Here is a 12,523-nt window from a genome sequence, read left to right on the forward strand (position 1 = left end):
AGGGTGATTCTTCACGTGGATATGAATGCCTTCTACTGCTCGGTGCATGAAGCCGAGGAGCCGGAGAAATACGCCGGCAGAGCCACGGCTGTCGCGGGGAGCGTGGAGAAGCGCAAAGGGATCATTGTAACCTGCTCCTATGCAGCCAGAAAGCTGGGCGTCAAAACGGGCATGCTGGTCAGCCAGGCCTTAAAGTTATGTCCTGATTTAATTGTACTACAACCGGATTTCCATCTGTACCGCAGGTACTCCAGAGCGTTTCAAAGCATAGCCTATTCTTATACCCCGCTGATCCAGGTAGCTTCCATAGACGAATGTTATATGGATATTACAGGTTCCAGGCAGTTTGGCACGCCGCTTCAAATTGCGGAGGAGCTGCAGCGCCGTATTCGCGAGGAACTGGGACTTCCATGCTCGGTTGGGGTCGCGCCGAACAAGCTGCTGGCCAAGATGGCGTCCGATATGAAGAAGCCAAGCGGGATTACGGTGCTCAGAATCCGTGACGTTCCAAACCTGCTGTGGGATAAACCGTGCGCCCAGCTGTTTGGCATCGGCAGCAGAACAGCCGATAAATTAAAGAAACTTCATATCTACACCATCGGCCAGCTGGCGGCGGCAGAGGAAAGGAAGCTGCAGCAGCATTTCGGCGTCATGGGTTCATGGATGAAACAGGCGGCAAATGGCATCGATCATACTCCGGTTAATGAAGAGAAAGAAAAAAATAAATCGGTCGGCCATACGACCACCCTTCCTTATGATATTACCGATATCAAAGATGTTGAACGAGTTATGCTGAATCTGGCCGATCAGGTATCGAGACGGATGCGCAGACAAGGCTTGATGGCCCAGACCGTACAAATTACGATTCGTACGCCGGATATGAAGACGATTACGAGGTCGCAGACGCTGGACAGCGTTACGGAAACGGCCGATGAAGTGTATCACGAAGCCTGCAAGCTGTACCGGAAGCATTGGAAGGAAGGCAAACCCGTGCGTCTGCTGGGGATTACGCTGCAAAATCTTGTCCCTAAGGAGGATTCGGCGATGCAGCTGGATTTGTTCAGCTATGAGCAGCAGCCGAAGAAAGAGCAGCTGACCAAGGTGATGGATGAGCTTAGAGACAAATTTGGCGAAAGCGCGGTGCTTACGGCGGGCATGCTGGGAGACGACCCTTCGGCGTTGATCCGGAACCATAAAATACGGGGCACTTCGCTGCAAACGGATTTTCTGAAAAATCAGGACGAGGATTGAAAAGGCAGCGCTTTCTGACATGAATAACCAATTCAATTGAAATTGTCAATTATTTATATTATATTTGAGTGGGGTGCTTGACTGCACTTGGTCTTGTATTGTTTTTTAACAGGAGGCAGACGAAATGGCAAAATATACTTGGGTGGATAAGGATACTTGTATCGCTTGCGGCGCATGCGGCGCCACAGCACCGGACATTTTTGATTACGATGATGAAGGTTTGGCGGAAGTGATCTATCAAAGCGATGCTAACCGCGGTGTTACGGAAATTGAGGAGGGCTTGTACGACGACCTTCAGGACGCCTGTGACGGCTGCCCTACGGACTCTATCAAAATTGCGGATGAACCGTTTAATAAAGAAGGCTAATCCCAATACCGTGCATGCAGTTCAACTGCTGAAAAACATCTCTCGCTTCCGTGGGGGATGTTTTTTTATGGGTTTTTGCTAAAATCGCAAGCCGCGTCTGGTGCTTTTGTTGCATATCGAATTCCGGAATTCCGGCCGATAATAGAGATAGAGCGGGGATAACAATTGACGGAGGTCGTGATGAACAATTCGGCATATTTGAAAGATTATGTACGGATGCATCCGGATAATCGCATGGCCTGGTATTTACTGGGTAAGGAATATGAACAGAACGGACAAGAAGGCAAAGCGAATTATTGTTACATACAAGCGGGAGATATTTACGAAGCTTTTGAATCTAGCAAGACACCGGATGAGGTATGGAAGGAATACGCGGCAGAGCTGCTGGAAGCATCGAAGAGAAAAGAGAAAATCCGGATGCGCTGGCGGAAGGGGCTGGCAGCGGCCATGCTGCTTCTGCTGATCCTGCTCTCACCGCTTTGGACGATAGCGCCTTCCAGCGGGAAAGATGTGGCCGGTCAGCCGGAAGGGGCAACCGAACCAGCGGCTGCCGCCGGTTCCCCGGCTGGCCATGAAGCCGGAAGGCCTGCTGGGCAAAGCTTGCCCAAAGGGCCTGTTTTTACGGCTGCCGCTGCAGGCACGGAGGCGGAAAGAGCAGCAGCGCTCGCAGCGCTGCTTGAACATCCTGGCGGCGCGAACGGAAGTCTGCTTGCGCTGCTTGGCATGAGAAGCCAGGGCGACTGGCTCTTGTGGAGCAGGGAGATGCCGCTGGAATACAGCGTGGTCCAGGACGCGGATTCCGGGCGCAGCTCCGTTCAGTCGCTGAATCCGGCCACCTGCGCCTGCAAGCCGCCAGAGGAGCCTGCGCTTAAGCGCCAGGCCGAGGAATGGACAGGAGAGCAGGAACTGCTCGCGCTGCTGTCTACGGCCATGCTGGAGTTCAAGCAGGCACATGGACGTTATCCGGATAAGCCAAGTGAACTGAATCAGCCTTATCCGAACAACTGGATCGCCGGGGATACCCCGGGGCTTGGACAGGCCTTTCAAACTGCGCTGGCAAAGCTGAAGCAGCCGCAGGGTTTGGAGGGCGCTGCCTCAGGCAGCCAGGCCGGCCAGGCGGACGGACATGCAGCGGGCGAGCCGGGAGGAGTTTTTTTCGGGCAGCCGCTTGAAATCAAGATAGACAAAACCAAACATTTGCTGGCCTTGACCAGCGGAAATGTGATTCTTCGTGTGTATCAAGCGGGACTTGGAGGAGAGCGGACGCCGGAAGGGGTTTTTCAGATCACGGAAAAGGTCATCAATCCTAACGGACATGACAACGGAGAGTTTGGCAGCCGGGGGATGGCTTTGTCAGCCGGAAATTATGCCATTCATGGAACTAACGAATCGGATAGCATTGGGAAGGATGAATCTTTGGGGTGCATTCGGCTTGCCAAAGCCGATGTGGAGGAGTTATTTGATATGGTGCCCAAAGGCATTCAGGTCACTGTAGGAAAGGGGATATTGCCGGAACTGAAACCGGGAGAAAACAAACCGCGTTTCCTATTTCCCGATCGGCAGGATCAGACAAATCCCCACAAAACCTATCATTGGCTGGATTAAATTAAGCGTTGACCCAAATCAAAATGACCGCAAAAAAGAGGATGATCGCCGCGAGGATAGAACCGATCCAGATCAGCGCTTTTCGGTTAACCTCTTCTTTCTTCTGCTGAAGGGATGGCGGTTTTCTTTTTGTGGACATAGCGAGCACTTCCTTCCATATAGGTGGACTTCTTTCCCGGCAGCGTCTGCCGGAAGGACAACTCTATTGTAATGGCTTTCATGGTATTTTTCCATGATCGAATAGGTGAACGAGGGAACTTAGGCCCAATAACTTTCCTTTTTTAGCGGAAACCGCTAAACTGGGAATAGGGAAACAGGTGTGCGCCGAGAGGGGCGCTGTCATAGAACGGAGTGAAGAAGCAGTGCTGTATCGAAATTTTGGGAAACCGGTTTTCTTTCGGCTGGATCCGGAGAAAGCCCACCATCTGGTGATCGGAGGGTTACATAAAACCTCTGCTATGCCTGGAGGGATCGCTTTACTTAAATCTTTGTTTGGCATTAAAGAAACCCCGGAGCTTTCGGTCGACCTGTTCGGACTGCATTTTCCTTCCCCGGTCGGACTGGCTGCGGGACTTGATAAAAATGCGGAAGCCGTGGAAGGATTCTCCTCCATCGGTTTTGGGTTTATGGAGGTAGGCACGGTAACGCCAAAAGAGCAGCCGGGCAACGAACAGCCGCGGCTGTTCAGGCTTCCTGCAGACGAAGCGCTCATCAACCGGATGGGCTTCAATAATCATGGTGCCGAGGCGATGGCGGCTCAATTGGCGGCTTTGAAGAGCCGGCCGATTCCCATTGCCGTGAATATCGGTAAAAATAAATCAACACCCAACGAAGAAGCGTATACTGATTATAAGAAATGTATCCGGGTTTTGTATCCGGAGGCGGATTTTTTTGTGGTGAACATCAGCTCCCCGAATACGCCCGACCTTCGCAATTTGCAGCACGGCAGCGAGCTTTCCGGTCTGCTGGAGCAGGTGGTTGGCGAAATGCAGGTGCAGAATGCCCGGCATGGCGGCTCGAAAGCGGTGCTGGTCAAAATTGCCCCGGATGTGACGGATCAAGAGCTGGAATTTATGGTGGAGACGATCGCTGCAAGCGGCGTTTCCGGCATTATTGCTACGAACACAACGCTTTCCCGCGAAGGGCTGCAGCATCCTCATGCCAAGGAAACGGGAGGGTTAAGCGGAAAGCCGCTTCAGGAGCGGTCCACCGAAATTGTCAGCCGGATTTACCGGCAGACAGGCGGGAAACTTCCGATTATCGGCTCCGGCGGTATTTTCAGCGGCGAGGATGCTTACCGCAAAATCCGGGCGGGAGCCAGCCTGATTGAAATTTATACGGCACTTATATATGAAGGCCCTGAAATTAATCGCAGACTGCACCGCAGTTTACGGGAATTGATGCTGCGGGACGGATTTCATCATATTTCCGAAGCGGTGGGCGCTGACCATCGTTAACGGGCGGTATGGACAGGAGGAACAGACATGGACGGTAGAGATTGGGGAACCTTTCTCCTTCCCTATGAACAGACGGTGGAGGAACTTAAGGTTAAATTTAAAACAATGCGTTCGGAGCTCAAGAAACGGGAAGAATATGCACCGATTGAGTTTGTTACCGGACGCGTGAAGAAGATTTCCAGCATTCTCGATAAAGCCAAACGGCTGAATGTAGCCATGGAGGATCTGGAGACCGGCATTGAAGATATTGCCGGGATTAGGATCATGTGCCAGTTTGTCGAGGATATCCGGCGCGTGGCCCAATATATTCGGAACCGCAAAGATTTGAAGGTTCTTTATGAAAAAGATTATATTACCAATTACAAGGAAAGCGGCTACCGCAGCTTCCATATGATCGTGGAATATCCGGTTCAGACGGCCTTCGGCCAAAAGCCGGTGCTCGCCGAAATCCAGATCCGCACGCTGGCGATGAACTTCTGGGCGACCATCGAGCATTCGCTGAATTATAAATACCGGGACAGCCTGCCGGCGGAGATGCGGCTGCGTCTGAAGAAGGCGGCAGAGGCCGCGTTTGTGCTGGACAATGAAATGTCGAGCATCCGGGAAGAAATCTTAACGGCACAGCGCAGCTTTGAAGATGATTCCAATCTCGTGTCCGACACGCTCAAGCTGATTCATCAGCTTTATTTCTATCATAAAGTCAGTGAAGCGATTGACGCGCAGCGGAGATTCAACGAAATCTGGGAGCAGCGTGACCTTGCAGCCATGAAAGGGCTGCTGGACGAAGTGAAAAGTACGGTTAAACAGGCGAAAAAAGATATCGATCCGGAGCTTGATGATGAAGTATGAGGAGCTGTATCTGGCTTTTCTGATCTATTTCAACCGGGATCGGGATTATTTTGAATGCCATGAGGTCATGGAGGAGCTCTGGCTGGCCAGAGAACGTGATCCTTTATATAAAGGATTGCTGCAGGTGGCGGTCGGACTGTTCCATTTCCGGGACGGCAATGTGCGTGGCAGTCTGAAGATGCTGCGTTCCGCAGCCGCTAAGCTGGCCGATTATCCTGCGGACAGTTTGGGGATTGACCTCGGGAAGCTGCGCGGCGAGGTTGAACGGTATGTGCAGCGGTTGGCCCGTTACCACGAGCAGACGTTTGATTATTATGATTTAACGATTGAAATCAGAGACCCTGAGCTGGCCCGGGCTGTAGAAGAGGCTTCGTCCAAAGTTAAGGCGAATGCGCCTCTGCAGCTTAAGCGGCAACGGGGTCCCAAACATGAACTGCGGGGCAAAAACCGTACCTAGAGGAAACTCGGGGTACGGCATTTTTCCTTGTGCGGGGAATTGGATGCGCAGGGGCCGACAAAGCTGCTGTACGGAGACTGTCCAACGATTTTGTTAGGTGAAAGGGTGTCACTATGAGCGTTACGCTGCCTCCATTATTCCTGGAGAGAATGCAAACCTTACTTGGGGAGGAATACCCGGATTTTGTCGTTTCTTATGATCATCCCCGGTTTGCGGGAATCAGGATCAATACATTAAAAATCAGTCCGGAGGCGTTTGCGGAGCTGACTCCTTTTGAGCTGAAGCCGGTGCCCTGGTGCGAAACCGGCTATTATATTGACGAAGGACAGAAGCCGGGCAAACATCCTTATTATCATGCGGGCCTGTATTATATCCAGGAACCCAGCGCGATGGCTCCCGCCGAGGCGCTGGATGTCCAGCCGGGGGACCGGGTGCTGGACCTGTGCGCCGCTCCTGGCGGCAAATCGACGCAAATCGCAGCCAGGCTGCAGGGGCAAGGCGTACTGGTCACCAATGACATCAGCGAAATGCGGACCAAAGCGTTGGCGAAAAATATCGAGCTATACGGCGTCAAAAATGCCGTTGTGCTGAATGAAAGCCCGGAACGCATTCTGCAGGCTTTCCCCGGCTATTTCAATAAAATTCTGATCGACGCCCCCTGCTCGGGGGAAGGCATGTTCCGCAAGGATGAAGATATGGCCCGGCAATGGGAGAAACATTCGGTGGAAGTCTGCTCGGTCATGCAGCGCGATATTTTGAAGTCGGCGGCAGGCATGCTGGCTCCAGGCGGAACGATCGTCTACTCGACATGCACGTTTGCTCCGGAGGAAGATGAAGCCCAGATTGCGGAATTTCTGACCCTGAATCCGGACTTCGAAGTTGTGCCTCTCCCCGCAAAATGGGGGTTGGCCAAAGGCCGTCCCGATTGGCTGTACCCGCCGTATATGAAAGTAGAAAAGGGCGAATATACGGAGGCATCGGCAGCGCAAACGGGAGATGCCGGCAGGCTTTGGCCGCATCGCATCCAGGGCGAAGGCCATTTTGTCGCTGTGCTGCGGCATACGGGCGAAACGGGTCAACCGGGCAGGACTCAGAGCCGGAATCAGGACCGGGACTTTTCCGAGCAACACCAAGAGGAACAGGAACAAGAGCTGGATCAGGGTTCTGCCTGGCTTACGATCCAGCCGGCCCCAACGGCTCAGTCCGCTTTATCCTCTCGAGCGGCCAAGGACAAAACGAGGCAAGCGAATAAAGGAAAAGGCAAAGGCCGGGGGAGACGCCAGGAGTCAGCAGGAGCAGGCGCCGTTCAGGATCAGCAGGAGCTGCTGGCAGCCTGGCGTCTGTTCGCCGGGCAAAACTTATCGGATACGGCCGGAATGACCGGTTATCCTGTATTTTTTGGAACAAACCTATATCTGTCGCCGCTGACCCCGGACCAGCTTAACGGATTAAAGACGGTGAGACCCGGCTGGTATGTCGGAACGGTTAAGAACGGCCGTTTTGTGCCCGGTCAGCCTCTTGCTGCGGCTTTAAAGCCGGGAGAGAGCTTAAGAAGTGTGCAATTATCCTTGGAGGAAGGCGAAGCTGTTCGTTATTTGAAAGGGGAAACGTTGCAGCTTCCGGAAAGCCGGCTGGTCCGCCTGAATGACAGTCTGCCGAAAGGGTACGTCCTGGTGGGCGTTGGCGATTATTCGCTTGGCTGGGGCAAATGGCAGGACGGGATGCTCAAGAACGAATATCCGGCGGGCTGGAGGTGGACGTAACGTGGATAAAGGGAAAAAAACGATAAGACTGGATAAAATGCTGGGCCATATCGGCGTGGCTTCCCGGGCAGAGATCAAAAAGATGGTCAAACAGGGGCGCGTCACCGTGGATGGCTTAAAAGTCAAGGACAGCGGCCTGCAGGTGAATCCGGATCAAAGCCGAATCGAGGTCGATGGCGAGGCGGTGCTTTACCGCGAATACGTGTACCTGATGCTGCACAAACCAGCCGGGGTTGTTTCGGCAACCGAAGACAACCGTGACAAAACGGTGATCGACTTGCTTCCGGATGAATATCGGACTTTCTCGCCGTTTCCGGTAGGACGGCTGGATAAGGACACGGAAGGGCTGCTGCTGCTGACCAACGACGGGGCGCTTTCTCATGAGCTGCTTTCTCCGCGCAAGCACGTCCCTAAAACCTATGAAGCGGACGTAGCAGGTGAAATCGGAGACAGCCACAGGCAGCGTTTTGCGGCGGGCGTAGAGCTGGATGACGGCTACCTGACTAAACCAGCCGAGCTTCATGTGCTGGAGCATTATGAGAAAGACGGACAAAGCTGCTGCCGAATTTCATTGACCATAGTGGAAGGCAAATTCCATCAGGTCAAACGGATGTTTGAAGCGGTGGGCTCTAAAGTGCTCTATTTAAAAAGAGTAAGCATGGGAACGCTGACGCTTGATCCGGAGCTGCCGAAAGGCGCTTTTCGCGAGTTGACGGAGGAAGAGCTTTACCGGCTGCAGCATATTCATCAGAAAGAAAACCAATAGGGCAGATAAGGAGTGAAGAGATGAAATACCAACTGATCGCGCTTGATGTTGACGGTACGCTGCTGACGGATGATCATCAATTGACGGACGGAACGGCTGAAGCGATTCGCGCCGTGGCCGCGACAGGGGCGGAAATCGTCCTTTGTACAGGCCGGGCGCCGCAGAGCTCTATTCCCTACATGCAGGCATTGGGTCTGGAAGGCTCGATTATTACGCATAACGGGGCGGCTACGGTGGGGGTTAAGGGCGACCATTATACGGTCATTCATGAATTCCCGCTCGATTTGAACGGCCTTCAGCCTTATTTCGATTACTGCAGAGAGAACGGCGTTCATTTCGACGTCAATACCACCTTTGAACTGTATGTTCCCGGGGCTGATCAGCTGGAACAGGATGTGCTGGATATGTACCGGCAGTTTCTGATTACTCCTAAGAACCTGCCGCCTTTGAGCGAGTTCGCCGAGCCGGTTGTGAAAGTTACTGCCGCAGGCACCAAGGAATTTATGGATAAAGTCGAAGCGGATTGGAGTTTGTGGGATCAGCCTTTCAACATGCTGCGCAGCGGAGATTATTTCGTAGATCTGATGCACAAGCAGTCCTCCAAGGGAGCGGCTTTGCAGCAATTGGCGGAGAAACGGGGAATTGCCCGTGAGAACATCATGGCCATAGGCAACTACTATAATGATCTTTCCATGCTGACTTATGCCGGATTAGGCATAGCTATGGACAATTCTCCTTTGGAGGTTAAAGCGGCTGCGGATGACGTAACGATGTCCAACAACGAAGAAGGCGTCAAGGCTGCACTTGAGAAATATTGCCTGAACCAGGCGGTCCTTTAAACCAAAGGGACCTGATAGAAAAAGCAAAGAGACCGCGATCCAAAGATCGGTGGGTCTCTTTGCTTTTTCTATACCTGCTGCAGACAGCTTATGCCGCCGTACATAAGGCAGCCATGCTTAAATGAGGAAAGTTCTCGAAATGATGACCAGCAAAATGAACAAAACCAGAATTGCGCCTGTCGAAGTCCAACCTCCGCCATAGACAGCACCCATAGTTAATTCCTCCCTTTAGGTGATTCCGCCTGATTGCTGCGGTATGGGATATTGTATGAAGGAATGGGTAAAGAGGAAGGGCGAAAGCCCGGATGGTTAGTCATTTATTTATTTTCCTTAATAGCCGGTTTGCCGCAGGCCTTTAGGATAATGATTTTTGAGCTGACCCCCGCTGCATTTGCCAAAGCCAATCGGATAGCCGTCCAGGGCAACGAGTGTCCAGCCCTGGAGAGAAGGTTCCACGGCCAGCACTTCCCCGCGCAGATAAGCCGCTGCTTCTGCGGAATCTGCAGCAAGATCCACGCAGCGGACGGCTTGTTCCCGGGCCAAGGCAAGCGCCAGCGCATGATCAGGCTCAAAACGCCCTTTCCGGGCAATGCCGAGCCGAAGGCCGGCCCGCGGAATTTTCAGCCCGCTCAGAAGGTCTGGAGTGAGCCGGAGCTCCTTGCCCTGCGGCAGCAGATAAAGAGCTTCGCCGAAAGCGGCAAGCCTGTCCGGATCAACGTCGAAACCGCGGGTCTGCTCCTTGATCCAGGCCAGGCAGGACTGAACAGCCTGCACTTCTTCGCTTCCTTTGGAGGCGGCTGCTTTGCCTATGGAACTGCGTGCGGGTTTTGAGGTTTTGGTTGTGCCCAGGACTCGGCTGCTCTCGAGATGTTCCGGGCTGCCGGTATCCGGCAGGTTGGCCGGATGAGCGTCTGCGCGGTGAAGCAGCGCGACATAATGGCCTTCGCCGGCTTGCCGGTGGGGCCAGATCCTTTTCTCCTCGAGCAGTTCCATAAACGGATATTGCTCGAGCAGCCAGCGCATGTTCTCTTCATTCTCGGCCCGGTTGAACGTACAGGTGGAATACGCCAGCATGCCGCCGGGCTTTAGCATTTTGACGGCATCGTGCAGAATGTCCCGCTGCCTGGCAGCGCACAGCTCCACCGCTTCCGGCGACCATTCCTCCACCGCGCGTTCATCCTTGCGGAACATGCCTTCCCCCGAGCAGGGCGCATCCAGCATAATCCGGTCATAGGCCAGGGGGAAACGGGCGGAAAGCTGATCTGGCGAAGCGTTGGTGACTAGGGCGTTCCGAACGCCCATCCGCTCGATGTTTTCGGCTAAAATTTTGGCGCGGGCCGGATGAATCTCATTGGAGACAAGCAGGCCTTCGCCCTGCATTTTGGCGGCGATCTGCGTAGACTTGCCGCCGGGCGCTGCGGCCAGGTCCAGAACGGTCTCACCCGGTTTGGGGGCAAGGAGCTCGACGGCGGACATGGCGGATGGCTCTTGAATATAATAGAGACCCGCAGCATGGTAGGGGTGTTTGCCGGGCCGTCTATCTTCTGGATAATAGAATCCGTCCGGGCACCAGGGAACAGGCTGAAGGCCAAACCTTTGTTGTAGCGTACTCATTAGGGGAGCATCGGGCGACACTTTCAGCGTATTGATGCGCAGGCCGTAAAGACGTTCAGCCGAATAGCTGCTCAGGAACGTCTTCGCTTCCCGGGCGCCAAGCATTTGGATCATTTGCTCCTGATAAGCGGAGGGCAGGGATACAGATGGCATGAAACAACAGTTCCTTTCACTTGAAGCTTCTCATTGGATCCATAAATTCGATCTCTCAGCAGTTTATCATAATGGACCCTGATCTCAAAAGAGGGAATGACGTCTGCTTCCCGGCATGGCATAATGAAAGTAAGAACAGAGATTAAACGACTAAACAACGATTGAACCTGACTGATTACTTATTAGGAAGTGAAAGGGGGACTATCCCTTGAAGCTGCTGCAAGCCCTTTTTTTCCCCCCGGAGCAACCGGGCGGCGTGTCCTCGATGATTCCTTATCTGCAGGAGCGTTTCACGCCCCCGCGCTGGGAAATGGATTTGTTCTCTATTCCGAGACGTGTCCGCATGAAAGGCAGCGGAGACGTTGTATTCCAAACCTTCGACTGGACCCCATACGCTTCAAGCCCGGTCGTGCAGAAATATGTGCAGACTTATCTGGATTATGTCTGGTGGACGAAACTTCGGATCGATAAGAAATATGATGTCATTCATTCACATCATCCGATTGTCGGCATGGCTATGAAGGATGTATTCCCGGATGTACCCGTCATTCAGACCGTGCATTCCAGTTATGAGCGGGAGCTTATATTAAACGGACGGATTCGGGAGAACGGCCCCGAACATCAATTTTTGGTCTCCTTGTACCGGGAACTAGAGCAGCGTACAGACCGCCTCGTGACGGTGTCTCATTCTTTCCGCAATTATATGGCTCCTTACGTCGATAGACCGCAGGACATTGCCGTGATTCCAAATGGATATGACGAGAAGCGATTTAAACCGGTGGCTCATGAAAATGAGGTTGCTCAGCTGGTCACCGTCTGCCGGCTGGTTCCGGCGAAAGGTCTTGATATTTTGCTTAAAGCCTGCGCCGAGCTGAAACAGAAAGGCCTGCCTTTTGTACTGCATCTTATCGGGGATGGTCCGAGCCGGACGGAGCTGGAAGCGCTGGCCCAGTCGCTCGGGATCTACGACGAAACGATCTTCTACGGGTACACGCTGCATCCGGAGGAATTTATGCCCTTCTTCGATATCTTTGTTTTGCCCTCCCGCGCAGAGGCGTTTGGTTCGGTGTTTGCGGAGGCTGCCCTTTGTTCATTGGCTTTGGTGGGCAGCGAGGTCGGCGGGATTCCCGAGCAAATCGAGAACGGAATAAACGGATTGCTTGTTCCCCCGGAAGATCCTTCAGCTTTGGCGCTGGCGCTGGAGCAGCTGATCAACGACCCGGATTACCGGTATACGCTGGCCAGAGCTGCTTCAGAGCGGGCTAAATCGAAATATTCGCTCAACCGGGCTGTACATGAGCTGAAGAAGATGTATCTGGAATTTAAGCCGTCCTAGTGTAGTGGCGAATAGATCATGCTGGAGAATAAGCAAGCCGGTCTGTCCGGCCTCCCTGCTGGCAAG

General features: G+C 53.3%; 13 protein-coding genes. 10 read left to right on the forward strand and 3 right to left on the reverse strand.

Going from position 1 to position 12,523, the window contains the following annotated elements; all coding sequences use genetic code 11:
• The first annotated feature begins 21 nt into the window (after positions 1-21).
• The 3 genes from AWM70_RS04075 to AWM70_RS04085 all read left to right on the forward strand — a co-directional run bounded on the left by AWM70_RS04075 (position 22) and on the right by AWM70_RS04085 (position 3,223).
• Positions 22-1,251, forward strand: a complete 1,230-nt coding sequence (locus AWM70_RS04075) for a DNA polymerase IV (protein WP_068700353.1) — start codon at positions 22-24, stop codon at positions 1,249-1,251.
• Between the two features lie 124 nt (positions 1,252-1,375).
• Entirely contained in the window at positions 1,376-1,618 is a 243-nt protein-coding gene (locus AWM70_RS04080) for a ferredoxin (protein ID WP_068694461.1), read from the forward strand.
• A 180-nt stretch (positions 1,619-1,798) separates the two neighbouring features.
• Positions 1,799-3,223 carry a L,D-transpeptidase gene (locus AWM70_RS04085; protein ID WP_068694462.1) on the forward strand — a complete coding sequence of 475 codons (1,425 nt, stop codon included), beginning with the start codon at positions 1,799-1,801 and terminating at the stop codon, positions 3,221-3,223.
• 1 nt (position 3,224) lies between these two features.
• Here the strand turns inward: AWM70_RS04085 and AWM70_RS23400 are convergent, their stop codons facing one another.
• Positions 3,225-3,362: a hypothetical protein gene (locus AWM70_RS23400; protein WP_169823397.1), complete on the reverse strand. Its 138-nt coding sequence runs from the start codon at positions 3,360-3,362 to the stop codon at positions 3,225-3,227.
• A 223-nt stretch (positions 3,363-3,585) separates the two neighbouring features.
• Here AWM70_RS23400 and AWM70_RS04090 point away from each other — a divergent pair, with 223 nt between their 5' ends.
• The 6 genes from AWM70_RS04090 (at position 3,586) to AWM70_RS04115 (ending at position 9,354) form a co-directional block, all read left to right on the forward strand.
• Positions 3,586-4,680, forward strand: a complete 1,095-nt coding sequence (locus AWM70_RS04090; protein ID WP_068694463.1) for a quinone-dependent dihydroorotate dehydrogenase — start codon at positions 3,586-3,588, stop codon at positions 4,678-4,680.
• A gap of 27 nt (positions 4,681-4,707) precedes the next feature.
• Positions 4,708-5,529 carry a GTP diphosphokinase gene (gene yjbM, locus AWM70_RS04095; protein ID WP_068694464.1) on the forward strand — a complete coding sequence of 274 codons (822 nt, stop codon included), beginning with the start codon at positions 4,708-4,710 and terminating at the stop codon, positions 5,527-5,529.
• Positions 5,516-5,986 (forward strand): DUF309 domain-containing protein, encoded by a 471-nt coding sequence (locus AWM70_RS04100; RefSeq protein ID WP_418303198.1) that lies wholly within the window; start codon positions 5,516-5,518, stop codon positions 5,984-5,986. The genes yjbM and AWM70_RS04100 overlap by 14 nt, the downstream gene beginning before the upstream one ends.
• 113 nt (positions 5,987-6,099) lie before the next feature.
• The gene (locus AWM70_RS04105) at positions 6,100-7,749 is read left to right on the forward strand and encodes an RsmB/NOP family class I SAM-dependent RNA methyltransferase (RefSeq protein ID WP_068694466.1); all 1,650 of its coding nucleotides are present in this window, start codon (positions 6,100-6,102) and stop codon (positions 7,747-7,749) included.
• A 37-nt stretch (positions 7,750-7,786) separates the two neighbouring features.
• Positions 7,787-8,515 carry a pseudouridine synthase gene (locus tag AWM70_RS04110; RefSeq protein ID WP_068700355.1) on the forward strand — a complete coding sequence of 243 codons (729 nt, stop codon included), beginning with the start codon at positions 7,787-7,789 and terminating at the stop codon, positions 8,513-8,515.
• Positions 8,516-8,535: 20 nt separating this feature from the next.
• The gene (locus AWM70_RS04115; RefSeq protein WP_068694467.1) at positions 8,536-9,354 is read left to right on the forward strand and encodes a Cof-type HAD-IIB family hydrolase; all 819 of its coding nucleotides are present in this window, start codon (positions 8,536-8,538) and stop codon (positions 9,352-9,354) included.
• Between the two features lie 117 nt (positions 9,355-9,471).
• Here the strand turns inward: AWM70_RS04115 and AWM70_RS23710 are convergent, their stop codons facing one another.
• Positions 9,472-9,567, reverse strand: a complete 96-nt coding sequence (locus AWM70_RS23710) for a dihydroorotate dehydrogenase (RefSeq protein ID WP_188793281.1) — start codon at positions 9,565-9,567, stop codon at positions 9,472-9,474.
• Between the two features lie 117 nt (positions 9,568-9,684).
• Complete coding sequence (locus AWM70_RS04120; protein ID WP_068694468.1) at positions 9,685-11,121, reverse strand: RsmF rRNA methyltransferase first C-terminal domain-containing protein; 1,437 nt, start codon at positions 11,119-11,121, stop codon at positions 9,685-9,687.
• Positions 11,122-11,329: 208 nt separating this feature from the next.
• Here AWM70_RS04120 and AWM70_RS04125 point away from each other — a divergent pair, with 208 nt between their 5' ends.
• Positions 11,330-12,457 carry a glycosyltransferase family 4 protein gene (locus tag AWM70_RS04125; protein WP_068694469.1) on the forward strand — a complete coding sequence of 376 codons (1,128 nt, stop codon included), beginning with the start codon at positions 11,330-11,332 and terminating at the stop codon, positions 12,455-12,457.
• The last annotated feature ends 66 nt before the right edge of the window (positions 12,458-12,523 follow it).

Source organism: Paenibacillus yonginensis (genome assembly GCF_001685395.1).
Lineage (GTDB): Bacteria > Bacillota > Bacilli > Paenibacillales > Paenibacillaceae > Fontibacillus > Fontibacillus yonginensis.